The organism is Paenibacillus artemisiicola, assembly GCF_017652985.1.
GTDB classification, from domain to species: Bacteria; Bacillota; Bacilli; order Paenibacillales; family Paenibacillaceae; genus Paenibacillus_Z; species Paenibacillus_Z artemisiicola.
The window spans coordinates 496,392-520,945 of sequence record NZ_JAGGDJ010000001.1; the positions used below are offsets into that span (position 1 = coordinate 496,392).

Below are 24,554 nucleotides of genomic sequence, written 5' to 3' on the forward strand. Positions count from 1 at the left end.
CGGGGCCGTTAAGGCGCCGTTCGTCACGCGGCGCTTGCGGACACGAATAGCGCGGCCGCATGTCCGACTGTTCCTCGCGCTGGAATCGGTCTGCCGCTCCCGCGCCGCGTCCCGCGCAACCGGTTTCCTGAATAAGGGCAGTACCGCAAGCAAATACTGCGTAGAGTTCCTTAAAATGGATTGGCGCCTGGAGGTAAGGATGGAACAGCGGAAGATACGGCTCGCGCCTTCGGTTACCCGGAATCTGGACGCGCTGCGCCGCGAGTTTGCGGATAACGACCAGTTCAGCATCCACTTGTTCGAGTCCGGCGCGGGCGAAGCCTCGGCCGCCTTGGCGTACTTGAGCGTCTTGGTCGATCAATCCCGGCTGCATCAGCATATCCTTCCTTGGCTCAGCGAGCGCGCGGGCGCGGCCGGAGCGTCCGCCGCCTCGCTGGCCGAGTCGGCCCGCGCGCAAGGCATCGAAGGAACGGTATCGGATCTGACCGAAGCCGTGCGCTTCATCGCGAATGCCGGCATCGTGCTGTTCATCGAGGGCCGAACGGACGCGCTCGGGATGGCATTGCCGGGGTACGGGAAACGGGCGCTCGAGGAGCCGGTGCTGGAAGTGAACGTGCGGGGACCGCGGACCGGCTTCATCGAGGACCTCGATACGAATCTGGGCTTGGTGTACCGCCGGCTGAAGACGCCGAAGCTGAAGGCCAAATCGTTCGTCGTCGGGGAGGAAAGCCGGACGGACGTCGCGGTGCTGTATCTTGCGGACCAGGCGGACCCCGAGGTGCTGCGCGAGGTCGAGCGAAGACTGGCTTCCATCCGGCAGAACGTCGTGGTCGACAGCGCCCAGATCGAGGAGTGGATTCAAGACAGCCCGTATTCGCCGTTCTCGCAGATCCTGAATACGGAACGGCCCGACCGGGTCGCGACGGCGCTGAACCAGGGGAAGATCGCCATCCTGACGGACGGCAGCCCGAACGCGCTGCTGGCGCCGTCCGCGTTCACGGATTTCCTGCATCCCAGCGAGGACTTGTACGAGAAGTTTTACTTCGCCAATTTTTTGCGCCTTTTGCGGCTGCTCACGCTGTTCATTTCGCTGTTCCTGCCGTCCATCTACGTCGCGCTGACCACGTTTCACCTGGAGATGATCCCGACGCCGCTGATGCTGACGTTCCTCTCGACGAAAGCGGGCATCCCGCTGCCGACGTTCCTCGAAGCGCTGCTGATGGAGATCGCCTTCGAGGTGCTGCGGGAGGCAAGCCTGCGGCTGCCGCGGGCGATCGGCCAATCCGTGAGCATCGTCGGGGCGCTCATCATCGGGGAAGCCGCCGTGCAATCGGGCATCGTCTCGAAGCCGGTGGTCATCGTCGTCGCGATGACCGGCATCGCGTCCTTCACGATCCCGTCCTTCAGCACGGCCATCACGCTGCGGCTGCTGCGGTTTCCGCTGATCATGATCGCGGCGTGGACCGGCGTGCTCGGGATATCGCTCTGCATGTTCGCCGTCGTGCTGCACCTCTGTTCCTTGACGTCCTTCGGCACGCCGTACCTGCCGACGTTGGAATGGAAGCGCTGGAAGGACTTCGTCAGCCGGCACGTGATGCTGCCGATCAAGCACCGCCCGCTGTCCCGATGCGAGGCCGCGCCGGCGGAGAGGGAAGAATCCGATCATGAGGAAGCTTAGACGGACGCTGCCGGTGATCCTGCTGGCGGCGCTGCTTGCCGGCTGTTCGCCGGATATTCAGGAGATCAGCGATATCGCGCTCGTCATGCTGACGGCGATCGATTACGACGCGAAGAAGCAGGAATACGTCTTTACGGTCAACTGCCTCAACGCCTCGACGAACAGCAGCCAGAACACGCGCAAGCTGGAATGGGTGGCCAGTTCGACCGGCAAGTCGATTTTCGAAGCCGCCCGCAATTTGCGCAGCCACGCGGGGAAGGTCCTCATCTGGCAGCACGACAAATTTTTTCTCGTCGGCGAGAGCGCAGCCCGGCATTCGTTGTACGAGGTCGTGGATTTTCTGACGCGGTCCCGCGATATCCGGCTGTCCAGCTACCTGATCATCGGCGAAGGGAGCGCGGCGGACATGATGCGGTCCACGTCCGAATCGGGCGACCTGATCTCGAACGAAATCGTCGGCAAAATCAAAAACGAACAGTACTGGGGCAAAAGCATGACGCTGACCATCAAGGATATCGCGAATCATTACGTCAATCCCTACAGCGGATTCGCCACCGGGAAGCTGAGCAAATCGAAGACGTTGGATTCCGGCCGGGACGTGCTCTTCCTGAACGGCGGCTCCGTCATTCATCGGGGAAAATTAGCGGGGTGGATTTCGGGGGAGGACGTGCTGTCGCTCCATATCCTCCTCAAGAAGAAGGACTGGGAGCATCTGCAGTTCCCGGAAACCGTGCCGTTTCGAACCGGCAAGCTCAGCCTGCAGATGGAGGTGGACAAGCGTTCCATCCGCATGGCGCGAACGAACGGCAAACCCGGCTTCGACATTCGCATCCGCCTGTCCGGCTCGATCAAGAATGTGGACAAGCAGGTGAACGCGGCGGATCCGGCCGTACTCCGGGAGATGGAGGAAACCGCCGGCCGCTACGTGGAACAGCAGCTGAGGAGCAGCATCCGCGTGTTTCAACGCGACTTGAAGATCGATCTCATCGGCTTGGCCGACATCGCCAGACGCTATCACCCGAACGCGTGGGAGGGGATGAAGGATGCGTGGGCGACCGACATTTATCCCGCGATGCCGATTCGCGTTCGGGTGGACGTCGCGATTCCGACGATCGGCATGAGCGAAGCGCTGGGAGGGGGCTTGAGATGATGATCTATGCGTTGGTCGCGGCATTCGCGGCGGGGGCTTGCTGGCGATCCGCCCGCTTGTGGCAACGGCATCTGCGGCGGGAAGCGTTCGTCGTCCTCCTGCTCTCGTTCGCGGCGGCCTGCTATATGATCCCGCAGGCCGGGCGCATGATGCCGACGGCGCCGTCCGTGACCACATGGATGTACAGGCCGTTATACCATACCGTATCGCGGCTGTTAGGCATCGAGGAGGCGATTCCGTAATCGTGAACACGCAGCGTATCACGCCGTTACAGTTGACTTGTCTTTGCTTTGCGTTTCTGTCCGGCTTTTCGACGCAGTATTTGCTGGAAGCGAAGATGATCATGCAGGATGTGTGGATGGCCAACGAATTGGCCGTTTGCTGGGTCCTCGTCATCTTGAAAATCAATACGTACATACAGAATCAATATCCGCATCGGAACATGACCGAGATTATTGAAGCGCTTTACGGCAAATGGATCGGCAAATTGGTGTTGGGCTACAATACGATCACCATGGTCGGACTCGGGACCCTCTCGCTTCGCTCGATCTCGCTCTTCTACACGACAGCCATCCTTCCGAATACGTCGCCGAAGCTGATCATGCTGCTTGTCTTGATCGTGACGACGTATGCCGCCTCGCTCGGGCTTAGCGCGATCGCGCGTTCCGTGCTGGTCATTCTTCCGTTCTTCGCCGTGGCGATCCTCGTGATCTGCGTGTCCATCTATCGCAACGTGGACATCAATCCGTTCATGCCGCAATTCCGTCACGGGATTCCGATCATGGTCTTCGGCACGATGATGTCGTACGGGTTTCCGTTCGGCAAATCGGTCGTCATGTCGTACTTGTTCTCCGAGGTCGCGGAACAGAAGAAGCTGTTCAAAGCCTGCAGCATCGCCGTCGTCATGTCCTGCGCGTACTTGCTGCTGGCGACGTACCTCTCGATGGGCAGCTTGGGCGAAAACCTGTTCAAAGCAGCGACGTTTCCGTTCTTCTCCGCCATTCAACTGGTGAAATTCGGGGAATACATCGAACGCATCGAGATCACCATCATTGCGATTTGGACGATATTGACGATGTACGAAGTCATTACCGTCCAATACGTATTCGTGAAGATTACGGGCCGGATTTTCGGGCTGAAGACGCTGAAGCCCCTCTATATTCCGGCCGGCGCGTTCATCTTCGGCGTCGCGGTCAACAGCCTTCCGAACCCGGCGGCGCTGGTCGCGTACGATACCCGCATGCTACCGGTCGTGAGCCTCGGATCGGCTTGCCTGCTGCCGCTCTGCAATTTGGGCATGACGCTGATCCGCAAGCGGAAGGCGCCCGTTCCGCAGACGTGATCCGGCGGGCGGGGGTTCCTATCTCTATCATCTCTTCCGGTAGCGATCGTTGTTCGGTGCCGGGAAGCGTCTTGCGTCTTATGAAAGCCGCGGCAACCGCGGCTTTTTTGCGTTTCGGCGCATGCTAGAGGACCATGCGCGCTATGCGGAACCGCGCCTGTCCGGACATCATTCGGTGCGAAGAAGCCGATGTTTGTATTCCTTCGGCGTGCAGCCGTTGTAGCGCCGGAACAATTCGTAGAAATGCGCCATGTTGCCGATGCCGACGCCGGCGGCGATGTCGGCGACGCTGGCGGAGCCCGTGACGAGAGCCTGCTCCGCTTTGCGGATACGCTGGCGGTTCACGTAGTTGACGAACGAGACGCCGAGCGCCTTCTTGAAGGATTTGGAGAAGGCGCTGTAATTCATGCTGGCCAGCCGGCAGACCTCGTCCATCTCGATCCGTTCCGCCAGATGCGCGTTCACATAGTCCAGGACGGGGCGCATCGCGTCGCCGTCGACGAACTCGTTGCTCTGCAGCAGCTCGCGCCGGTCATGCCGCAGCAGCGTCAGCAGCAGATGCTTGACGTGCATGCTGGCGGCGATTTCGTAGCCTTTCGGCTTGTCCGTGATTTCCCCGAGCATCTTCGCGATAATGGCCGCCGCTTCCCCGGCGGCCGCCGCGCTTTCCCCGAACACGTAATTCAAGTCGTCGAGCGGATGCGCCAGTTCGGAGAAGTGCCTGTAATACATCATCATCGCGGGATCGAAATAACGCTGAAGGTCGACGTGCAGCACAGTGTAAGCGAGCGCCCCTTCGGCCGATTTGCGGCTGAGATGGAGCCGCGACGATCCGATGACGACGACGTCCCCGGGCGCAAGCCGGTATTCGCGGCCCGGCGTGCGCATCGTCATGCCGCCTTCGTGGAGCGCGACGAATTCGACTTCCGGATGATAGTGCCAGCGATTCGCCGCCGGTCCGGGCGGCGAGTCGTCGACGAACCGCCGCACTTTGATGCCTAGGCGTTCGTTTTGGTAATGAATCGGTTCCTGGTATCGTTCCATTGCGTATTCGCCATCCTTGCGCGGTTGTTTTGGATACATAACGGCCAAAAATCGTCATTGTTGCCGGGAATGCCCCGTAATAAGATGGCTCATAGGCAGTATACACCAGACGAAGGAGAGATGCCGAATATGAAGGTTGGAGTGGTCGGCTGCGGCGGCATGGGGCATGTGCATGCCCGGAGCTACGCCAACATGAAGGAAGCGGAGCTGGTCGGCGTATGCGATCTGGACGCGGAGCTGGCCGAGGAGCTGGCCAGGGAGACGGGGACGCGGGCATTCGCCTCGTTCGAAGCGATGCTGGAGGCGGCCGATCCCGAGGCGGTCAGCATCGCGCTGCCAAGCTACCTGCACAAGGAGGCCGTGCTGAAAGCCGCCGCGGCCGGCAAGCATGTCATCTGCGAGAAGCCCGTCGCCCTGACGCTCGAAGAGACCGACGAGATGATCGCGGCGTGCGAGGCGCAGGGCGTGCGGCTGTTCATCGGCCACGTGGTACGCTTCTTCCCGGAATACGAGCAGCTGAAGCGCGACGTCGACGCGGGCCGGATCGGCGAGCCCGGCGTCGCGCACGCGAAACGCGCCGGCAGCCATCCCGGCCGCTGGTTCAAGGACGAAGCCTTAAGCGGGGGCGTGATCGTCGACATGATGATTCACGACATCGACTTCATGCGCTGGGCGTTCGGCGAGGTCAAGTCCGTGTTCGCGATGAACAAGGCCAACGCCGAGATGGATTACGCGCTCGTCACGCTGCAATTCCGCAGCGGCGCCGCCGCCAATCTCGAAGCGTTCTGGGGCGATCCCGGATCGTTCCGCTATTCGGCCGAGCTTGCCGGCTCCAAGGGGCTGATCCGCCTCGACAGCGCCGCTTCCGCCTCGCTGCACGTCCGCGCGAGCGCTGCGCGGCGGCAGGACAGCCCGTTTGCCGAGATTCCGAAAAGCCCCGGCGCGCAAAGCCCGTTCGAGCGGGAGCTCGCGCACTTCCTGGCCTGCATTCGCGACGGCGCGGAGCCGCGCGTGACGGCGCGGGACGCGCGCGAAGCGCTGCGGATCGCGCTGGCCGCGCTGGCGTCGGTCCGGACGGGACAAGCCATTGAACTTTAGACCGAGGAGGAAGCCGCGATGAATAAACTGAAAGTCGGCCTGATCAGCTTCGCCCATGGCCACGCGAACAGCTATTTCGAAAGCCTGCGCCGCATGCCGGAAGCGGAGATCATAGGCATTGCCGACGAGAAGCATAGCCGGGTGGAAGCCGTGACGGAGCGGTACGGCGTGCCGTACTTCCCCGATTACCGGGACTTGCTAGCGACCGATGCGGACGCCGTCGTCATCTGCTCGGAGAACGTTCATCACGCCCGGCTGACGATCGAGGCGGCCCGGGCGAAGAAACACGTCCTGTGCGAGAAGCCGCTCGGGATAACGGCCCCCGAGATGGAGGCGATGATCGCGGCCTGCCGGGAGAACGGCGTTCAGCTCATGACGGCCTTCCCGTGCCGCTACCTGCCGGCCGTCGCCGACGCCAAAGCGGCGATCGACCGCGGGGACATCGGCGAGGTCGTCGCGATCAAGGGGACGAACCGCGGATCGAATCCGGGCGGCTGGTTCACGGACCGGACGCTGTCCGGCGGCGGCGCGGTGCTGGACCATACGGTGCACGTCATGGACCTGATGAACTGGATGCTCGGCTCGGCGGCGACGGAGGTGTACGCCTACGCGGGCAGCCGGTTCGGCGCCGGGGACATCGACGACGCGGGGCTCGTGCACGTGAAGTTCGCCAGCGGCGTCTTCGCCGTCATCGATACGAGCTGGTCCCGTCCGCGCGCGTTCCCGACCTGGGGCGACGTGACGATGGAGATCGTCGGCACGAAGGGCGTGATAACCGTGGACGCATTCGCCCAGAAGAACGAAGCGTACAGCGACGTCGACGGCAAAGCCAGCTGGAGCTATTGGGGCGACGACATGGACGAGCTGATGATCCGGGATTTCGTCCTGGCGCTGCTGAGCGGCCGGCCGGTTCCCGTAACGGGCGAGGACGGCTTGAAGTCCGCCGCGGTCGCGCTGGCCGCGTACGAATCCGCGAAGCGGGGCCAACCGGTGAGCTTGTAGCGGGGGAGAGGGGGCGACGGCTTGAGCCGTGCGGTTCTATGCCATATTAAGTAAAGAAGGGAGCGGACGCCGTTGGCGACCGCTCCCTTTATCGTATTGCGGCTGATTGCAAATACCGGATAGATAGCGCCCGCCGCGCGGCACGCGTCTTGCGAACCTTGGGGGCAACTGGCTAACACAGCGTTACGCGGATTGCCGGCCGTCTAACGGGCGGCCGTGCGGCGGTCGGCCGTCTAACGCTCGATCGCCATCGACAGGACGCGCTCGCCCCGAAGCGCGGGCTGCTTCTCCGTCAGCACGACGCGATAGACCCGCTCGCCCCAATTGCCTTGCAGGCGGCTGTCTTCCAGAAAGATTTCTTCGCTGCGGACATCGAGCGCCGCGGCATCGTAGGCGACGGCGAGCCGCTTGCCTTCCGCATAAGGTAGGCCGATTCGGCCCGGCTCGGACACATCGGGACGGCAGGGCGACATCAAGCTGTATTCGAGGCTCGCCGGGACCGCGCCGAAGACGTACGCGTCCTCGATCTCGACGCGCGCGGCGGCGCCGCGGACGAGCCTGCACGCGCGCCGCCAGGCTTCGAGGCGGGCGGCGGCGGGGTACGCGCCGGCGATGTCGAGCGCGAGCTCCGCCGCTTCGTCCGTCAGGCTGCACGAGACCCGAGCCGCGCGGTACGCTTCGCCGGCCTGCTGGACGAGGCCGCCGACCGTCGGCAAATTATGGTACGACGATTTGAGGTACCACAGCTCGTAACGCTCGGGACTGAATGTTTGCGCCTTGTAATTTTCCGTGCCCAGATCGATGAGCACGGGCAGCCCGTCCGCATAGACGATGAAATTGCCGACGTCGTTATGGTTGTGCGGCTCGAAGTTGGTGCCGCCCTTGGCCGCGAGGAAGAGACCCTCCGCAGTGCCTTCGGTTTCCCGGGCCGTCATCACCTGGCTGTGGGGCAGCCACGCTTCGCGCAGATGCGACGCCGCGGTTCCGGACGCGGCGTCCCGGGACGCCGCGCCGGCCTCTCGCTCGAACATCTCGGCAAGCGGCGGATAGGCGAAGAACCAGCTGCGCAGCGGCGGCTCGGCAGGCTTGGCCGACCGGCCGAGATTCTCCAGCCGGGCGTCGCCGATCCGCCGTCCGAAGCCGGCCGCCGCGCCGCCGACCGCGACCTTGGCGTCCCCGTCCGCGAAATCGACGAAATAGCTGCCGTCGATATGCACCTTGTAGATGAACCGGCCGATGTCCCGCACGAGCGGATCGCCGAACGGATCGATCGCGCCGTCCGACGCCAGGTACAGCAGATCCAGGCATTGGAACAGCCCGCCGCCCGAAGCGCCCCAATACATCGGCCCTTCCTCGCAGCAGCCGTCCGGCGGATACCGCTTCAGGAACTCGTCGAGGCTGCGCATGATTTTGCGGACGCCACGGTTCCGCGTACCGGCGTCTTCCTCCAGCAGCAGGAAAACCTGCAGCATGTTGTTGTTGCACCACGGGTTCCAATTGTTGACGTGGGCGGCCTTCGCGAAGCCCATCCACCAGTAATCGTCCCGCTCCAGGTACGGCTGCACGAGCCGGACGCCGACCTCATGGCGGATGCGCTCGCCGATCCGAACGCTTATTTCGTTCAGCCGGTCGCCGAGCAGGAACCACGTCCAGGCCAGCAGGGCGCCCGTTCCGGAGCTGGCCAGCTCGACCTCGCGGTCGGCGTCGGCGGGCAGGCTTTCCTTGTCGTTGTGCCGGATGTGCGCGTTGTGATGCGGAACCACCCAGGTCGTCTCCTCGCAGACCGCGAAGATGCCGTCCATGATCCGGTCGAGGAACCGGCCCCGGCCCTCGAGGCATTCGGCCAGCACGTAAGCGCCCAGAATGCTCCGGCGTTCCATGTGCAGATTCAAATAAGCGAGCAGGTCGCCTTCGCGCTTGAACGCGGCGTAGGCGGACGCGGGCAGCGCCGGCCATGCGAAGTCTCCGTGTTCGTCCGCGAATCGGATCCACTTATGGGCCAAGGCCTCCGGTACGGCCGACCATCGGGCCCGGTCCCGCGCCGGGGGGATCGGGCAAAAGCGTTCGGGGGCGAGAAGTACGCCTTCCGAGACGAGCCCGTCGTAATTTTGCGACAGCATGCAGCGGCCTCCTTCACGTTTTGGCTTGAATTATAGCGGAGGCGGAGGGGAGGCGGTAGACGAATGTTTTATCATCCGTTGTCTTTTTATATCCAATCGCGTATCCAATCGCGGCCGCGCTCGGCGTCAGGCGGCTTCGTCGGCGAAAGTGGATATGGAAAGACAACGAAGCTCGAAAATTTCCGATGGCCGGCCGGTTTCGGATTCCGGGATAATGGAGGCGATGACGTTTTTTGCGGAATGCGCGCTTGAACGAACGAAACCACCATTAAAGAGGGAGTCGATCGAGATGAGGAACGAACTGGGCGGATACCCGCTATACGCCGTCCCGCCGGGCGTGGAGACGCGCTGGGCTTCCCCGGAAAATCCGGGCGCCGCGAAGAGCGGCGGGGGAACGAGCAACGGCGGACGGAAAGGCGCGCCGTGCTTCCCGCTCGCGCCGGGCGAATGCAAGGTGCTGGCCGAGCAGGCTTCGGGAAGCGGCACGATCCGGCGGATCTGGTCGACGCTGAGCGACCGAAGTCCGGAGATGCTGCGCGCGCTCCGGCTGGACTTCTACTGGGACGGCTGCGACGTGCCCGCCGTCAGCGCGCCCTTCGGGGACTTCTTCGGCATCGCGGGCGGACGGACGGCCGCGTTCGAATCGGACTTGTTCAGCAGTCCCGAAGGCCGGAGCTTCAACTGCTTCGTTCCGATGCCTTACCGGCGCGGCATGAAGATGACGGTCACGAACGGCGGGGACAAGGCGCTGAACATGTTTTTCTACGATATCGACTTTACCGTCGGCGACGCGCATGGCGACAACGTCCTGTACTTCCACGCGCATTTCGGGCATCAGCCTGCGACCGCGCTCCGGCAGGATTACGAGATTTTGCCGCGCGTGTCCGGCACGGGACGCTTCCTCGGCGCGAACGTCGGCGTGAAGGCCGACCGCGAGCGGTACTTCGACGTCTGGTGGGGAGAGGGCGAATTCAAGCTGTACGTGGATGGCGACGACGCATGGCCGACGCTGTGCGGGACCGGCACCGAGGACTACATCGGCACGGCCTGGGAGCTCGGCACTTACCATCACCGATTCCAAGGCTGTACGTTCGCGGATCACGAGCGGATGGAGTTTTGCTTCTACCGGTACCATGTACCGGATCCGGTCTACTTCCATCGGGATATCCGCGTGACCGCCCAACAGATGGGCACCGCGAGTCCGGAGCAGCGGGAGCGATTCCGCCAAGCGGGCACCGTGCTGCTGTGCGCGGGGCCGGACGAACGGTACTTCGATTACGAGGACGAAGCGAAAGCGCGCCAATGGGAAAATTTCGAGCGGTCCGACGACTGGCGCAGCTGCGCGTATTTCTATTTGAACCGGCCGGAGCACGGTTAGCTTGGTCTCGGCGTGCCCTCGCACCTTGCCCGTCATCAAATCTTCATTCAAGAAAGCCTTTCCACGCATCCGGGATTCGCGTATACTAGCCCTGAAAGCGAGGAGGGGAAAACGATGGGGAAAGATCTGATTATCGGAGATGCCCGGCATGAGCTGGCCAACACGCGCCGCATCCTGGAGCGATTGCCCGAGGAGCAGCTGGAGTGGAGGCCGCACGCGAAGTCGATGACGCTCGGCGGCTTGACCACGCACCTGATCAACCTGCTGAATTGGCAGGTCGCGATGATTGAAGGCCCGGAACTCGACCTGGCGACCGTGCCGCGCCGGCGGGAAGCGCTGACCCGCGTTGCGGACGTCCTGGCGGAATTCGACGCGAATGCCGCCAAGCTCGAGCAGCTGCTGGCCGACAGCGACGAGCAGTCGCTCGGCGAGGAATGGACGCTGCGAAGCGGCGACCGGATCATCATGCGCCGGCCGCGGGCGCTCGCGCTTCGCACCATCGGATTCAGCCACATGATCCACCACCGGGCGCAGCTCGGCGTGTATCTGCGGCTGCTCGACATTCCGGTGCCCGGCTTCTACGGGCCGTCGGCGGACGAGCAGGTCCAATAAAAGCAGGCGCGCAGCCGCAGCCGCCGATTCTTGCGCGCGCCTGACGGCAAAAGCCCGAGACATGGATCTCGGGCTTTTTGCCGTTGCGGCGACGAAATCCGTCCAAGCGTCCCCGCTCTAGGCCCGAACGCCCATTTCGCGCGCGCATGTCGGAATTCCTGGTTTAGGATCGGACAGGCAGGTTATAAAGAACATATGCAACACGATATCCATAAATTCGAAGGAGTGATTGATCATGGCAAACGATCGCGGGAAAATGAGCAGAGAAGAAGCAGGACGCATGGGCGGGGAAGCCACTTCGAAAAATCATGACAAAGAATTTTATCAGGAGATCGGCCAGAAGGGCGGCGAGGCGACGTCTCGCACGCACGATAAGGCGTTCTATCAGGAGATTGGCGAGAAGGGCGGCGAAGCGAGGGGCGGCTCGGACGGCGGAGACGGCAAAATGAGCCGGGAAGAAGCCGGGCGCAAAGGCGGGGAAGCGCGCAGCCGGAACAATAACTGACGAGGTCCTCGACCAGCCCGATACCATCGGAATAGATCTCATCGAAAAGCCAGCCGGCTTCGCCGGCTGGCTTTTTTGCATGGCACGCGGGTTGACGAAGATTCGTTCAAAGGGGTGCTCCGGGGAGCTCGATCTAGTCCGGCGTCTCGGACGCGCCGTCTTCCCGCAGCATCGCGACGGCATCCTTCATGACGTTGTCGATGTGGGTTTCCATGAACATCGCCGCGAGATCCTCGCTCCGCTTGGCGATCGCTTCGGAAATTTGCAGCCGCTCGAACTGCGAGCGATTGACGGTGGCGGGCTTGCGGTTGGCCATCTGCCGGATCAGGCGGATCTGCAGGTCGAGGGAACCGAGCAGCTGCACGAGCACGCGGTTGCGCGAGAATTCCGCGATCTTCGCATGGAATTGGCCGTCCAGCGCGGAATACGCGGGGATGTCGCCGCGATCCTGCGCGTCGTCCATCAAGCGGACCAGCTCCGCGATTTCCTCCGACTCGGGGTCGGTCATCCGGCGTACCGCCTGCCGGATGGCCATCACCTCGAGCGTCTTGCGGACCTCGTAAATTTCGGCGACTTCCTCCGGCGCGAAGCGGCGCACGAAGTTGCCTTTATACGGAATCTCCGTAATCAGCTTCTCCTGCACCAAGCGGTTGATCGCTTCGCGCAGCGGCGTGCGGCTGATGCCGAGCGACTCGGACAGCTCCTGCTCGTCCAGCTGCGAGCCGACGGGAAGCCTCCCCGACAGGATCCCGTCGAGCAACTGCTCGTAGACTTCGTGCCGCAGCGTTTTTTTGCCGATCTTCTGCATGCGTTTGTTCCCACCATTCGTAACGTTCTGGCCGCGATTCCCGAAAAAACCGGCGCGTATTGAGTATATTGTATATTCATGCGCCGGAAGTTGTCAATTTGTGCCCCGGTCTGATTACTTCCGGCGAAGCAATGACTTATCAATCGGCTGAAAGTCAGTTCCAAATAGAAGAAGGAACGGGCCGATTAGGAATTGACAACGCATTCATCAGAAAATACAATATACAATATAACTAGAGCGGTCCCATGGAGGAAGAGACGGAGGGGCAGAGAAGCGCATCGCGGCTCGATTCGAGCAGGGGAGGCATTGCAATGGAGAAGATTACGTACAATTTCGAGTACGGGAAGAAGCTCAAAGTCTGTTTCATCGGCGCCGGCATGCACGCGTACCGAAACGTTTACCCGACGTTCCAATACGCGCCGGTGGATTTGGCTGCCATATGCGATAAGGACGAACAGCGGGCCGTCGCCTACGCCCGCCAGTTCGGCGCCCGGGCAACCTACGCGAACCATCTGGAGATGCTCGAGCGCGAGCGTCCGGATGCGGTCTTCATCGTGACGTCCTATCATCCCGACGGCAGGGTGCAGGCGACGGAGCTGGCGAAGGATGTCTTGAAGGCCGGGGCGCACGTATGGATGGAGAAGCCGACGGCCGCCACGGTCCGCGAGGTCGAAGAGCTGATGGCGGTAAGCCGGGAGACGGGGCGCTTCGTCATGACGGGGCTGAAGAAAATATTCTTTCCCGCGATCGAGAAGGCAAAGCAAATCATCGGCTCGCCCGAATTCGGCCGCCCGTCTTCCTTCTACATCCGTTATCCGCAGGACATGGCGCCTTTCGCCGAACGCGCGGATCTGCGCAATTGCTTTTCGTTCCTGGATCATATCTACCATCCCGCCTCCGTCATTCATTATTTGATGGGCAAGATCGGCCGGTTCTCGTACGAATGGGAGCCGCACAACGGCGGCAGCGTGACCACGATGCGGTTCCTGTCGGGCGCCGTCGGCGTCCTGCACATGACGGCGGGGGAATCCGGGACGAGCCCGCTGGAGCGTCTCGAGGTCGTGGGCGAAGGAGCGAACGTGGTGGTGGACAACGGCGTGAAGGTGACCTATTACCGCAAAGCGAACCGGCCGGCTTACGGCAGATCGTCGTCGTTCCTCGTGGACGACGATCAGGCGCCGCTCAGCTGGGAGCCGGAATTTTTGCTGGGGCAGCTGTACAACAAAAACATTTTCTATCTCGGCTACGTGCCGGAAGTGCTCCACTTCTGCGAGAGCGTGCTCGCCGGCCGGCCTCCGGAGAAAGGAACGCTGGCGGATTCGCTCGAGATCGTCAAGCTCTTCGAAGCGTATCGCACGCACCCGGAGGGCACGCTGATTACGCTCAATGAAGCCTAACCGCTCGCTAGGCGGGAGCAACGCGAACACGAGAGAGGAGAAGACGCGAAATGGCTACGATCACCGACCTAAGAAATCAGGAACGATTGCTGGATATGGGCTGGGGGAAAATCCAATGGCTTTGCGACCGAGCCATCGATGCCGAGGCCGAGATGACCTTCGGCATGGTGTACATCGACGCCGGCCGGGAGAACGACCGGCACCGCCACCCGAACTGCGAGGAGCTGATCTTCGTGCTGTCCGGGGAGTGCGACCATTCCCTGGGCGATGAACTCTACCATCTGGAGCCGGGCATGATGCTGCGCATTCCGAGGAACGTCCCGCACAACGCGAAGGTAACCGGCTGGGAGCCATGCCGGATGATCATCGCTTATTCGTCCGCGGACCGGCAGACGGTCGGGGAGTAAGCCCGCCGAGCCGCGGGCGGCGCCGACGAAGAAGAAGGCAAGAATAGATAAGAGATGACGAAAATTTAGTATTCTGCCGCTCCTCCGGGCGCTCTATAATGAAAGCGATTATAGAGAGGGTTGGGAAAGGTTGTGGACAGGATGTTGACCGAACGATACGGGCGTTTGAATCTCGGCGCGCTCGATACGGATCCGAAGCGGATCGCGCCGTTCCCGGATGCCGCGGATCGCGCGGCCTGGTCCGGCGTCTCCGCCTCGCGGCGGGAGCTGTGGCTGAACGAAGCGGAGCGCTGGCTGGATTACGCCTGGCCCGCGCTCAAGGCATCGGCCCGGATCGAAGCGCGGCTGACCGGCAAGCTATCGGCCGCCTCCGATCCGGTGTTCGACAGACGGGCCGTGCTGGGCAAGCTCGTGATAGGGGAATGTCTCGAGGACGAAGGACGGTTCCTCGGGCAGATCGTGAACGGCATCCTGTGCATCTGCGAAGAGACGACGTGGGGAACGGACGAATTCCCGGTCGAGGCCGGGCACGAAGTTCATTTGATTAGCGGCGAGACCGCGGCCTTGCTGTTATGGACGCGGTATTTGCTCCAACCGCGGCTCGATGCGATCAATCCCGCTATCGGCCGCCGAATCAAGAAGGAAGTCCGGGCGCGGGTATTGAACCCGTACCTCGACCGGGACGATTACTGGTGGATGGGCTTCCGGCCGGATACGCGGGTCAATAACTGGAATCCGTGGTGCAATCTCAGCTGCCTGACGGGATTTCTCCTCGCGGAGGACGATCCGGAAGTTCGGGACCGCGGCATCCGCAAAGTGATGACGAGTCTGGACCGCTTCATCCTCACGCATCCCGCGGACGGCTGCTGCGACGAAGGCCCGATGTACTGGGAGCATTCCGGCGGGGCGCTGTACGACTGCCTCGAGCTGCTCCGTTCCGCCAGCGGAGGCGCGATCGATATTTACGACGAGCCGATCGTCCGCGATATCGGAAGCTACTTGTACAAGGTCCACATCGACGGCCCGTATTATGCCAATTTCGCCGACGGGGACGCCCAGGTCGCGCATTATCCGGATGTCATCTACGGCTACGGCGTCCGGATCGGAGACGAACGGCTGCAAGCGCTCGGCGCCGCGACGCCGGCGGTCATCCGCGATTATCCGTACTGGTTCCCGCTGCCGCGCTTCGTCCGCAATCTGTTTCAAGCGCGGCCCGACGCTTCGGGAGCCAAGGCTCCGTACGTGCGGGACGCGTGGCTGGACCGCACGCAGGTCATGACGGCCCGATCGTCGGAGGGAACGAAGGACGGGCTGTTCGTGGCCGCGAAGGGCGGCAATAACCTCGAATCCCACAACCATAACGACGTGGGAAGCTTCATCGTCTACGCCGACGGCCGGCCGGTTCTGATCGATCTCGGGACGGAATGGTACACGGCCAAGACGTTCAGCCCGCAGCGCTACGAGATTTGGACGACGCAATCGGCCTATCACAATCTGCCGACCGTTCGCGGCGCGCAGCAGCGCGTCGGCGGCGAATACCGCGCGTCGGACGTGGCTTACGCCTGCGGCGACGACGTCTCGGAGCTGTCGATGAACATCGCCGGCGCCTATCCGCCGGAAGCGGGCATCGCGTCGTGGCGCCGGACGGTGAGCTTGCGCAGATCGGGCCGGGCGGCCGTCGAGGTTACGGACGACTTCGCGCTGGTCGAGCCGACAAGCGAGCTCGCGTACACCTTGATGACGCCTTGCGTCCCTCGGGAAATCGAAGCCGGGCTTCTCCGGCTGGACTATGCGCCGGACCGCTTCGTCACGATCGCGTACGACGCCGAACGGCTGACGTTCGCATCCGAGACGATCCCCGTCGCCGATTCGCGCTTGCGCCGCAACTGGGGCGACGCGGTGTACCGGATCTTGTTCGCGGAGAAAGCGGCCGTGAAGGAAGGTCGCCGGATTCTGAGGATCGTTGCCGGCTAGACATAAGCGGCGTTGGATCCGGTCATTGCGAACGCTGCATGCTTCATCGCTTCAAACGGACAGTCTGCCAAACCGCGCCTTGCGCGGTTTTTTGTTGTGCGCGTCCGCTTGCATGAAAGAAACGCGCGGGAGCCGGGGAACGGAAGCGTCGGCCTTAACGCGTCATGAGACAGACAAGCCGTCGCGGGAATCGCGGCTTTTTCGGGTTCGCAGGCCAGCGAAAGGGGAGCGCGCGAACGGACGGAAGAGAATCGCCGGTTGACAAACGGTTGAACTAGCTTTATTTTGTTTAATAGTGGATTAAATAATTATAGGATAATTTAATCCGCCGACGCGGGCCGGAGCATTCCGGTCTTCGCCAAGCCATTGAAGGGGGCTGGCCGAGCCTTGACGGAACGCCATGAAGAAGGAAAGGAGCTGGACCTGCGGCTGACGCGCGTCATCCGCAATATGGTCAGCGAATTCTACGGAAGCCTGGAGAGCGATATTCGCGGCTACGGGCTTAGTTTGGAGACGTTCCGCATCTTGGAATTTCTCTACAGCAAGGGTCCGCATCCGGTACAGAAAATAAGCGAAACCTTCGCGATCCCGAGCGGAAGCATCACCTACGTCGTCGATAAGCTGGAGAAGCAGGGGTACGTGGAGCGGCAGCCGATTCCGGGCGATCGGCGGAAAACGAACGTCGCCTTGACCGGGGAAGGACGCAGCTACTTCGATACGATCTTCCCCAAGCACGTCGCGACCATCACCGATCATCTGTCCGACGCGACGGACGAGGAGAAGCGCGAGCTGATTCGCGTGCTGAAGAAAATCGGCTACGGGATCCAGCAGCGAAGAAGCGGCGCAACGGGCGACGGGACGGCTTCGAACGGATCGAATCTCGACAATGGACAACAGGGGAGGACTTAACGTGGAAATCGGAATCGATTCTTTCGTGGAAACCACGCCGGACCCGAAGACGGGCCGGATGATGAGCCACGCGCAGCGATTGCGCGAGGTGGTGGAAGAGATCGTGCTGGCGGACAAGGTCGGATTGGATATCTTCGGCGTCGGCGAGCACCATCGGAAGGAGTTCGCGGATTCCGCGTCGCCGATGGTGCTGGCCGCCGCCGCCCCGATGACCGAGAACATCCGGCTGACAAGCTCGGTGACGGTGCTATCCGCGGCGGATCCGGTGCGCGTCTTCCAGCAATTCGCCACGCTGGACGGCATCTCGAACGGACGGGCGGAGATCATCGTCGGCCGCGGCTCGCTGGTCGACGCGTTTCCGCTATTCGGGTACAACCTGGATGATTATGAAGAGCTGTTCGAAGAGAAACTGGAGCTGCTGCTCCAAATCAGGGACGCCGAGCGCGTCACCTGGAGAGGCGGACATCGTCCGGCGTTCGCGAATCTGGGGGTGTATCCGCGTCCGGTGCAGGACCCGCTGCCCGTCTGGATCGGCAGCGGCGGCAATCCGGAGTCGGCCATTCGCGCCGGCGTGCTCGGTCTGCCGCTCGTCTTGGCGATCATCGGCGGCAATCCGCTGAAGTTCGCGCCGGTCGTGCAGCTCTACAAGAACGCGGCGGCCCGCGCGGGACACGATCCGTCGAAGCTGCGCGTCGCGCTGCATTCCCTCGGGTTCGTCGCGGAAAGCGACTCGCTGGCGGCCGATCGGTTTTACCCGCCGACCAAAGCGTCGATGGACTATTTCGGCGGCGAGCGCGGCTGGGGCACCTACAGCCGGGCCTACTTCGATGCCTCGTGCGGCCCCGAAGGTCATTTGTACGTCGGCGATCCCCAGACGGTGGCCGACAAAATTCTGTTCATGAGCGAGCAGCTCGGCTTCTCGCGGTTCTTCCTGCATTTGCCGACCGGCACGATGCCGCACGACCAGGTCATGAACGCCATTCGTTTAATGGGCACGGAAGTCGCGCCGCGCGTTCGGGAGCAGCTCGTCCGTAAAGGCTGACCGAAGCTTCCGTATGGGCGGCCCAGCCGCGGAATCGTGAATTGGAGGATTTTAACGGTATCGGTCGCTTGACATTGTATCTACTAGAAGGTAGAATGCAACCATGACGAACAACAAAAACACGGCGGAGTTGATTCTCGATACGGCTCAAGCCCTCGTGCAAGAGGTCGGATTCAACGGATTCAGCTACGCGCATATCGCTAGCAAAATCGGCATTCGGACGGCGAGCATTCACTACCACTTCCCGAACAAGGAAGATCTGGGAGAAGCGCTGATCGCCAGATACCACAGAGAGTTCCTCGCCGAAATTGCCCGAATCGACGCGGAGTCGTCGAACAACTTACGCAAGTTGCGCAGCTACGTGGCGATCTTCGGCATCCCGGTCGATACGTACTGCACGTGCCTGAGCGTCATGCTGTCATCCGATTTGGCCACCTTGTCGGAGCAGGTCCGCGAGAAGCTCGCCGCGTTTTTCACGTCGAACCTGGCGTGGGTGGAGCGCGTGCTGGAAGAAGGACGCCGCGAAGGGCATCTGCGCTTCGAGGGCGCCGCGAACGTCCGGGCGCATCAGATTTTGGCGTCGCTTCAGGGGGCGCAGCTGCTCGCAAGAAGCTTTCGGGACGCGAATCGGTTCAGCATGATCGCCGAAAGCCTCCTATCCGCTTTGACGTAAAGGCGAAGCGGATTCTTTTCCCTCTTTAATCTACCTTTTAATAGATAGATAAAACGAAGAACTAATTGGAGGTGTACCCGTTTGTTGTACGAGCTGCGAATGTACGACGTGACGCCGGGCAAGATGCCGGCGCTTCTCGACCGGTTCCGCGATCATGCGGTCGATCTGTTCCGGAAGCACGGAATGACGATCACGCAATTCTGGCAGGACGCGGACGAAGCCCGCAACCGGCTGTATTATGTCGTCGAGCATCCCGACATGGAAGCGCGCAACGCGAATTACGAGCGTTTCCGCAACGATCCCGAATGGCTCGAAGTCAGGCGAACGTCCGAGCTGGACGGCCCGCTCATTCAGAAGCAGGAGAGTCTCTTCATGCATCAAGCGTCTTTTTTCCACCAATCCTAACGATAGAACGGAGCATTTACATGAAAACATTGATCATCGTCACGCATCCTAATCTCGAAGCCTCTAACTGGAACAAAGCATGGGTGGAGGAGCTGAAGAAGCAGCCGGACATCACGATTCACGACCTGTACAAGGAATACCCGGACGAACAGATCGACGTCCAGCGGGAGCAGCGGCTCGTCGAAGCGCATGAGAGGATTATTTTCCAATACCCGCTGTACTGGTACAGCACGCCGCCGCTGCTGAAGAAATGGTTCGACGCCGTGCTCTTGTACAATTGGGCGTACGGTCCGGAGGCGGACAAGACGAACGGCAAGCAAATCGGGGTCGCGATCTCGACGTACGGGACGACGGAATCGTACCAGCCGACGGGCTCCAACCGCTACACGCTGGATCAAATTCTGGCGCCGGTTCAAGCGCTTGCCCGGTTCATCAGCGCCGTGTATCTGCCGCACTACGCGGTGAACGACACGTCCGACGTGACGCCGGAACGCCTCGCGCAAAGCAGCAAAGACTATGTGCGCCATCTGATGACGGTTCAACCGGCGGAGGAGGCCTAATATGAACGGGAACGTAACGATCGACGTCTATATGGATACCGTCTGTCCCTGGTGCCGAATGGGAGCGGCGAGCCTGAACGCCGCGCTCGGGGAGCTGCCCGAGGGGACGACCGCCACGGTCCGTTATCATGCGTATCAGCTGAATCCCGGCATTCGTCCGGAAGGCGAGGATTACCGGAAGGTGATGATCGGCCGACTGGGCGGGACGGCGCAATTCGAAGCGAGAATGAAACAATACAACGAGACCGGAGCTCATTTCGGTTTGCGGTACAACATGGATTTGGTGAAGGTGACGCCGAACACGACGCTGTCGCATCAATTGATCGCCTTGACGCCCGCGGAACGGCAATCGGACTTGATCGACCGCTTATACACGGCTTATTTCGAACAAGGCGTTGATCTTGGCGATGCGGACAAGCTTGCGGAGATCGCGCGGGCGGCCGGCATTACGGACGATCCCGCCGCGCTCAAGGCCCGATTGCTCGAAGGCGAAGGACTGGAGCACGTGGAGGAGGGTCAGCGCAGCGCGCAGAAGCTCGGCATCCGAGGCGTGCCGTACTACATCATCAACGAGAAGACGGCTTTAACGGGGCTGCAGTCGCCCGCCGATCTGCTTCGCGCCTTCGGGCGGCCGTAAGCGAATCGCGAACGATGCCGGCCGCGAAAGCCTTGTAATTCCGACTGCGTCCATACGAATACGAACCGAAATGGAGGACATTCATCATGCCGATCGTTAATATCCAAGTCACCCGCGAGGGCAGCACGCCCGAGCGCGATTCCGTCACGGCGGAGGAAAAGGCCGCGCTCATCAAAGGCGTCAGCGAATTGCTCCGCGACGTGTTGAACAAGCCGCTGGAATCCACCTTCGTCGTCATCGAAGAGGTCGACACCGACAATTGGGGCTGGGGCGGGCTTCCCGCGCTGGAATATCGAAGGAAGCTCGCCGCGATGAAGGAAACGGGCGAAGGCTGACGAGCGGTTCATGAGACCTCTCCGCCCATTCAGTCCAACCGTTAACGGTTGAACAACAAGAAGCATACCCGCATGCCAAGAGCCGCGTTCCCGTCGAACGCGGCTCTTGGCATGCGGGATTTTGGACGGCGGGCATCCGGGCTCTATCCTTAGACGCTTGCATAACAACGATCCCGGTTTGGCACGCTAACACGGGTTGCCGAACCCGGTCCGGTTACCGGACGTCGTTCAAGCCACCGCAAGCCCAACAACCGCAAGTTCATCAGAGGAGGAAACGAACGATTATGGCAGCGAATTTAGGCGCGCACGAAACCATGGAGCTTCACGAACTGCTGGCCGCATCCGTATCGGACATCAACACCATGAGGCTGTACCGGCCGCATATCCAAGATCAACGGCTGGCGCAGATCGCGGACAAGCAGCTCCAATTCGCCATCCAATCCTACAATCACTGCGTTCAAGCGGTTCAGCAGCTTGCCGGCGCGCAGCAGGGCATGTACGCCGCCCCGCCGGCGGCCCCGTACGGCATGCCGCGGAACGCCGCGCCCGTATACGGGCTCGACCATCCGGTGCCGCTGAGCCCGGACAATCGGATCGACGACCGCGACGTCGCGTTCGCTTTACTGAATCTTCATAAAGCCGGCGCGACCATGAAGATCATTGCCGCGCTCGAATGCGCGAACCCGCAACTGCGCGCCAACCTGCAGCAAGGCGCGGTCAATTGTTCCGAGCAAGCCTACGAGGTCTGGCAGTACATGAATCAGGCAGGCTACTATCAAGTGCCGACGATGAAAGAGATCACGACGGAGACGACGCTGAACGCGTACCAGCCCGCGGCAGGCTTGAATCCCATGGGCATGGGCATGACGGGCGGCATGAGTCCTTCCCCGATGATGAACGGCGGCATGCACGTACCTCCGATGAACGGCGGGATGCCGCAATAAGCAGCCGGCCGAAGCGTTCGGAAGCCGTTTAAGCTTCCGATCCGCGTCCGCTCGACCTTCTTCGCCGCCAGTCGGCCAAGTTCGCAGCAAGCCCGCGCCCGGCGCGGGCTTTTTTTTATTTTTTCGACGCATCGGGTTCTAATCCGGAATGTCCGCCCGGTTCGCGCTTATCGGCGGCGGCTCGGCCCGCGGCGGCACGGGCTTGCCATAGGCACGTGTACCTCAAACCGGCATATAGTATAAAGGCGCCGGGTTAGGCGCTTACATGGCTAACGCGCAATGATGAGCGAAAATGAGGTGGGACGATGCAATCTTGCGAAATCGCGTATTTCTCGGCGGAGTTCGGACTTGATGAATCCTTGCCGATTTACTCGGGCGGTCTTGGCATATTGGCGGGCGACCATATAAAGGCAGCGGCAGACTTGAACGTAACGCTTACGGGCGTTGGCATATTTTACGGCAATGGGTATTTCCGGCAGCGCATCGACGAGGACGGCGCGCAGCAGCATCTCTATCCCGCGGTCGATCCGGAGGCCAGCGTCTATCCGGTGCGGCCCGTGCGGGACGACAACGGCCGGCCGATCGTCATCGCGGTTCCGCTGGGCGGCAGGAAGGTGCATGCCAAGGCGTGGTCCGTTCGGCTCGGCTCCGTCACGCTCTACCTGCTGAGCACGGACGTCGAATCGAACGGCGAGGCGGACCGGCGGTTGACCGACACGTTGTACCCCGGCGATCACGACATTCGGATCTGTCAAGAAATGCTCCTCGGCATCGGCGGCACGAGGCTGCTTGAAGCGCTCGGCATCCGGCCGGACGTCTGGCATATGAACGAAGGGCACTGCGCGTTCCTGACGCTGGAGCGCATCCGCATGCTTTCCGCGGAAGGCGTGCCGTTCGAGACGGCGCTCGAAGCGGTCAAGGCCAGCACCGTCTTTACGACGCACACGCCTGTACCGGCCGGACACGACGTCTTCTCCATCGACCAGATGGACCGTTATTTCGGCGACTATTACTGGCAGCTCGGCACGGACCGCGAGCGGATCCTGTCGCTTGGCCGCGCGGACGGCGCGTTCAACATGACGCGGCTGGCCGTCAGCACCTCGTCGAGGGTGAACGGCGTGAGCAAGCTTCACGGCGACGTGACGCGGGAGCTGTTCCGCCGGTGGATGCCGCATATTCCGAAGCCGGACGTTCCCGTCGACTCGGTCACGAACGGCATTCATATCGGGACCTGGCTGGCAGCCGGGATGAAGGAGCTGTTCGACCGGTATCTGCAATCCGACTGGACCGTCCGGACGGCAGATCCGGAGACGTGGCGAGCCGTCCGCGATATTCCGCATCAAGAGCTGTGGGCGGCGCATCAACAGGCGAAGGCGAGCCTTATCGCGGCGTTCGGGCTGCCGCTCGACGCGTCGGGCGAAGGGCCGCTGGTCATCGGGTTTGCCAGGCGGTTCGCGACCTATAAGCGGGCATTGCTGATCTTCAGCGACCCGGACCGGCTCGCGCGCCTGCTGGGCGACGCGCGGCGTCCCGTGTGCCTGGTGTTCTCGGGCAAAGCGCATCCCGCGGACGGACCGGGACAGGAGCTGATCCGCAGGATCGTGCATTTGTCCCGCGAGGAACGGTTCAAGGGCCGCGTCCACCTGATCGAGAACTACGCGATGGATCGCGCGAAGAAGCTCGTCCAAGGCGTCGACGTCTGGCTCAACACGCCGACGAAGCCGATGGAAGCAAGCGGCACGAGCGGGCAAAAGGCCGCCCTGAACGGCGTGCTCAATTGCAGCGTCCTGGACGGTTGGTGGGTCGAAGGCTATAACGGGCGGAACGGCTGGGCCATCGAGAGCGCGGCGGACGCCGACGCGGAGCTCCAGGCGGCCCGGGACAGCGAAGCGCTCTACCGGCTGCTGGAGGAAGAGATCGTGCCGCTGTATTACAAGCGGGGCGAACGGAAGCTCCCGATGGACTGGGTAAACCTCATGAAGGAGTCGATCTGTTCGCTCGCGCCCGTCTTCAACACTCACCGGATGGTGGACGAATACCGGAATCGGGTGTATATTCCCGCGAGCGCAAGGGGAAAGCGGTTTGCCGCGGACGGGTTCGAGGTCGCGTCAAGGGTGGCCGCCTACAAGCAGTTCATCCGCAGCCAGTGGCCGGGCGTCCATGTGCGGAAAGTGGACCTACTGGCCGACAACAGCAGCCGGATCGGCCTGAACAAATCGGCGTTCCGCGCCGAAATCGGGCTTGGCGCGATCTGGCATAAGGACGTTCGGGTGGAAGCGGTCGGCTCGGACGGCCGGCAAGGCATCTGGAAGGCAAGGCTGGATCCGGTCCAGCAGCTGGCCAAGGGCGTTTACGTTTACGAGGGGTCGAGTCCCGACGTCGCGATCGACATCTGGAAAGCGAACGTCAACGTGCGGGTCACGCCGGTCAGCCCGGATTTCGCGAACGAATTCGAGATGGAGCTCTCCGCCTGGGGGTAAACCGAACCGAGGCGGACCGCGTCGATTACAATAAAGAACGCAAGTTTTAGCGCG

Annotated in this window: 24 protein-coding genes; 21 read left to right on the top strand and 3 right to left on the bottom strand. The window is 62.0% G+C overall.

Annotated elements, in window-relative coordinates; all coding sequences use genetic code 11:
* Positions 1-199 precede the first annotated feature (199 nt).
* The 4 genes from I8J29_RS02190 to I8J29_RS02205 are packed head-to-tail and all read left to right on the top strand — an operon-like array spanning position 200 to position 4,170.
* A complete protein-coding gene (locus tag I8J29_RS02190; protein ID WP_208845937.1) occupies positions 200-1,678 on the top strand; it encodes a spore germination protein in 1,479 nt (492 codons plus the stop codon).
* A complete protein-coding gene (locus I8J29_RS02195; protein WP_208845938.1) occupies positions 1,665-2,828 on the top strand; it encodes a Ger(x)C family spore germination protein in 1,164 nt (387 codons plus the stop codon). The genes I8J29_RS02190 and I8J29_RS02195 overlap by 14 nt, the downstream gene beginning before the upstream one ends.
* A complete protein-coding gene (locus I8J29_RS02200; protein WP_208845939.1) occupies positions 2,825-3,070 on the top strand; it encodes a hypothetical protein in 246 nt (81 codons plus the stop codon). The genes I8J29_RS02195 and I8J29_RS02200 overlap by 4 nt, the downstream gene beginning before the upstream one ends.
* Positions 3,071-3,072: 2 nt before the next feature.
* The gene (locus I8J29_RS02205) at positions 3,073-4,170 is read left to right on the top strand and encodes a GerAB/ArcD/ProY family transporter (protein ID WP_208845940.1); all 1,098 of its coding nucleotides are present in this window, start codon (positions 3,073-3,075) and stop codon (positions 4,168-4,170) included.
* 168 nt (positions 4,171-4,338) lie between these two features.
* On the opposite strand, the gene I8J29_RS02210 is transcribed toward I8J29_RS02205, so the two are convergent.
* The gene (locus I8J29_RS02210) at positions 4,339-5,214 is read right to left on the bottom strand and encodes an AraC family transcriptional regulator (protein ID WP_208845941.1); all 876 of its coding nucleotides are present in this window, start codon (positions 5,212-5,214) and stop codon (positions 4,339-4,341) included.
* A 129-nt stretch (positions 5,215-5,343) separates the two neighbouring features.
* On the opposite strand from I8J29_RS02210, the gene I8J29_RS02215 reads away from it, so the two are divergent.
* Positions 5,344-6,312, top strand: coding sequence for a Gfo/Idh/MocA family protein (locus I8J29_RS02215; RefSeq protein ID WP_208845942.1), 969 nt, complete (start codon positions 5,344-5,346; stop codon positions 6,310-6,312).
* A gap of 18 nt (positions 6,313-6,330) precedes the next feature.
* A complete protein-coding gene (locus tag I8J29_RS02220) occupies positions 6,331-7,314 on the top strand; it encodes a Gfo/Idh/MocA family protein (protein ID WP_208845943.1) in 984 nt (327 codons plus the stop codon).
* 233 nt (positions 7,315-7,547) lie between these two features.
* On the opposite strand, the gene I8J29_RS02225 is transcribed toward I8J29_RS02220, so the two are convergent.
* Positions 7,548-9,434, bottom strand: coding sequence for a heparinase II/III domain-containing protein (locus tag I8J29_RS02225; protein ID WP_208845944.1), 1,887 nt, complete (start codon positions 9,432-9,434; stop codon positions 7,548-7,550).
* Between the two features lie 289 nt (positions 9,435-9,723).
* On the opposite strand from I8J29_RS02225, the gene I8J29_RS02230 reads away from it, so the two are divergent.
* The 3 genes from I8J29_RS02230 (at position 9,724) to I8J29_RS02240 (ending at position 11,929) form a co-directional block, all read left to right on the top strand.
* Positions 9,724-10,812, top strand: a complete 1,089-nt coding sequence (locus I8J29_RS02230; protein WP_208845945.1) for a glycoside hydrolase family 172 protein — start codon at positions 9,724-9,726, stop codon at positions 10,810-10,812.
* 114 nt (positions 10,813-10,926) lie between these two features.
* The gene (locus I8J29_RS02235) at positions 10,927-11,424 is read left to right on the top strand and encodes a DinB family protein (protein ID WP_208845946.1); all 498 of its coding nucleotides are present in this window, start codon (positions 10,927-10,929) and stop codon (positions 11,422-11,424) included.
* Positions 11,425-11,659: 235 nt separating this feature from the next.
* Complete coding sequence (locus I8J29_RS02240; protein WP_208845947.1) at positions 11,660-11,929, top strand: KGG domain-containing protein; 270 nt, start codon at positions 11,660-11,662, stop codon at positions 11,927-11,929.
* Positions 11,930-12,062: 133 nt separating this feature from the next.
* Here I8J29_RS02240 and I8J29_RS02245 read toward each other — a convergent pair whose 3' ends face one another.
* Positions 12,063-12,737, bottom strand: a complete 675-nt coding sequence (locus tag I8J29_RS02245; protein ID WP_208845948.1) for a GntR family transcriptional regulator — start codon at positions 12,735-12,737, stop codon at positions 12,063-12,065.
* 311 nt (positions 12,738-13,048) lie between these two features.
* Between I8J29_RS02245 and I8J29_RS02250 the strand changes: the two genes are divergently transcribed.
* The 12 genes from I8J29_RS02250 to glgP all read left to right on the top strand — a co-directional run bounded on the left by I8J29_RS02250 (position 13,049) and on the right by glgP (position 24,500).
* Positions 13,049-14,134, top strand: a complete 1,086-nt coding sequence (locus tag I8J29_RS02250; RefSeq protein WP_208845949.1) for a Gfo/Idh/MocA family protein — start codon at positions 13,049-13,051, stop codon at positions 14,132-14,134.
* Between the two features lie 50 nt (positions 14,135-14,184).
* Positions 14,185-14,541: a cupin domain-containing protein gene (locus tag I8J29_RS02255; protein ID WP_208845950.1), complete on the top strand. Its 357-nt coding sequence runs from the start codon at positions 14,185-14,187 to the stop codon at positions 14,539-14,541.
* 141 nt (positions 14,542-14,682) lie between these two features.
* On the top strand, positions 14,683-16,515 hold the full coding sequence (locus I8J29_RS02260) for a heparinase II/III domain-containing protein (protein ID WP_208845951.1): 1,833 nt from the start codon (positions 14,683-14,685) through the stop codon (positions 16,513-16,515).
* A gap of 387 nt (positions 16,516-16,902) precedes the next feature.
* The gene (locus tag I8J29_RS02265) at positions 16,903-17,424 is read left to right on the top strand and encodes a MarR family winged helix-turn-helix transcriptional regulator (RefSeq protein ID WP_240545823.1); all 522 of its coding nucleotides are present in this window, start codon (positions 16,903-16,905) and stop codon (positions 17,422-17,424) included.
* A 1-nt stretch (position 17,425) separates the two neighbouring features.
* On the top strand, positions 17,426-18,466 hold the full coding sequence (locus tag I8J29_RS02270; RefSeq protein WP_208845952.1) for an LLM class flavin-dependent oxidoreductase: 1,041 nt from the start codon (positions 17,426-17,428) through the stop codon (positions 18,464-18,466).
* A gap of 103 nt (positions 18,467-18,569) precedes the next feature.
* Complete coding sequence (locus I8J29_RS02275; protein ID WP_208845953.1) at positions 18,570-19,139, top strand: TetR/AcrR family transcriptional regulator; 570 nt, start codon at positions 18,570-18,572, stop codon at positions 19,137-19,139.
* A gap of 84 nt (positions 19,140-19,223) precedes the next feature.
* Positions 19,224-19,544 carry an NIPSNAP family protein gene (locus I8J29_RS02280; protein ID WP_240545824.1) on the top strand — a complete coding sequence of 107 codons (321 nt, stop codon included), beginning with the start codon at positions 19,224-19,226 and terminating at the stop codon, positions 19,542-19,544.
* 20 nt (positions 19,545-19,564) lie between these two features.
* The gene (locus I8J29_RS02285; protein ID WP_208845955.1) at positions 19,565-20,104 is read left to right on the top strand and encodes an NAD(P)H-dependent oxidoreductase; all 540 of its coding nucleotides are present in this window, start codon (positions 19,565-19,567) and stop codon (positions 20,102-20,104) included.
* A gap of 1 nt (position 20,105) precedes the next feature.
* Positions 20,106-20,741: a DsbA family oxidoreductase gene (locus I8J29_RS02290; RefSeq protein WP_208845956.1), complete on the top strand. Its 636-nt coding sequence runs from the start codon at positions 20,106-20,108 to the stop codon at positions 20,739-20,741.
* Positions 20,742-20,827: 86 nt separating this feature from the next.
* Positions 20,828-21,076 carry a tautomerase family protein gene (locus I8J29_RS02295; protein WP_208845957.1) on the top strand — a complete coding sequence of 83 codons (249 nt, stop codon included), beginning with the start codon at positions 20,828-20,830 and terminating at the stop codon, positions 21,074-21,076.
* A 284-nt stretch (positions 21,077-21,360) separates the two neighbouring features.
* Positions 21,361-22,020 carry a spore coat protein gene (locus I8J29_RS02300; protein WP_208845958.1) on the top strand — a complete coding sequence of 220 codons (660 nt, stop codon included), beginning with the start codon at positions 21,361-21,363 and terminating at the stop codon, positions 22,018-22,020.
* Between the two features lie 305 nt (positions 22,021-22,325).
* Positions 22,326-24,500, top strand: a complete 2,175-nt coding sequence (gene glgP / locus I8J29_RS02305) for an alpha-glucan family phosphorylase (RefSeq protein ID WP_208845959.1) — start codon at positions 22,326-22,328, stop codon at positions 24,498-24,500.
* Positions 24,501-24,554: the final 54 nt, after the last annotated feature.

Coding starts and splice junctions, on each gene's coding strand:
- I8J29_RS02190 (WP_208845937.1), top strand. CDS start 200: ATGGAACAGCGGAAGATACGGCTCGCGCCTTCGGTTACCCGGAATCTG.
- I8J29_RS02195 (WP_208845938.1), top strand. CDS start 1,665: ATGAGGAAGCTTAGACGGACGCTGCCGGTGATCCTGCTGGCGGCGCTG.
- I8J29_RS02200 (WP_208845939.1), top strand. CDS start 2,825: ATGATGATCTATGCGTTGGTCGCGGCATTCGCGGCGGGGGCTTGCTGG.
- I8J29_RS02210 (WP_208845941.1), bottom strand. CDS start 5,214: ATGGAACGATACCAGGAACCGATTCATTACCAAAACGAACGCCTAGGC.
- I8J29_RS02215 (WP_208845942.1), top strand. CDS start 5,344: ATGAAGGTTGGAGTGGTCGGCTGCGGCGGCATGGGGCATGTGCATGCC.
- I8J29_RS02220 (WP_208845943.1), top strand. CDS start 6,331: ATGAATAAACTGAAAGTCGGCCTGATCAGCTTCGCCCATGGCCACGCG.
- I8J29_RS02225 (WP_208845944.1), bottom strand. CDS start 9,434: ATGCTGTCGCAAAATTACGACGGGCTCGTCTCGGAAGGCGTACTTCTC.
- I8J29_RS02230 (WP_208845945.1), top strand. CDS start 9,724: ATGAGGAACGAACTGGGCGGATACCCGCTATACGCCGTCCCGCCGGGC.
- I8J29_RS02235 (WP_208845946.1), top strand. CDS start 10,927: ATGGGGAAAGATCTGATTATCGGAGATGCCCGGCATGAGCTGGCCAAC.
- I8J29_RS02240 (WP_208845947.1), top strand. CDS start 11,660: ATGGCAAACGATCGCGGGAAAATGAGCAGAGAAGAAGCAGGACGCATG.
- I8J29_RS02245 (WP_208845948.1), bottom strand. CDS start 12,737: ATGCAGAAGATCGGCAAAAAAACGCTGCGGCACGAAGTCTACGAGCAG.
- I8J29_RS02250 (WP_208845949.1), top strand. CDS start 13,049: ATGGAGAAGATTACGTACAATTTCGAGTACGGGAAGAAGCTCAAAGTC.
- I8J29_RS02255 (WP_208845950.1), top strand. CDS start 14,185: ATGGCTACGATCACCGACCTAAGAAATCAGGAACGATTGCTGGATATG.
- I8J29_RS02260 (WP_208845951.1), top strand. CDS start 14,683: ATGTTGACCGAACGATACGGGCGTTTGAATCTCGGCGCGCTCGATACG.
- I8J29_RS02275 (WP_208845953.1), top strand. CDS start 18,570: ATGACGAACAACAAAAACACGGCGGAGTTGATTCTCGATACGGCTCAA.
- I8J29_RS02285 (WP_208845955.1), top strand. CDS start 19,565: ATGAAAACATTGATCATCGTCACGCATCCTAATCTCGAAGCCTCTAAC.
- I8J29_RS02290 (WP_208845956.1), top strand. CDS start 20,106: ATGAACGGGAACGTAACGATCGACGTCTATATGGATACCGTCTGTCCC.
- I8J29_RS02295 (WP_208845957.1), top strand. CDS start 20,828: ATGCCGATCGTTAATATCCAAGTCACCCGCGAGGGCAGCACGCCCGAG.
- I8J29_RS02300 (WP_208845958.1), top strand. CDS start 21,361: ATGGCAGCGAATTTAGGCGCGCACGAAACCATGGAGCTTCACGAACTG.
- glgP (WP_208845959.1), top strand. CDS start 22,326: ATGCAATCTTGCGAAATCGCGTATTTCTCGGCGGAGTTCGGACTTGAT.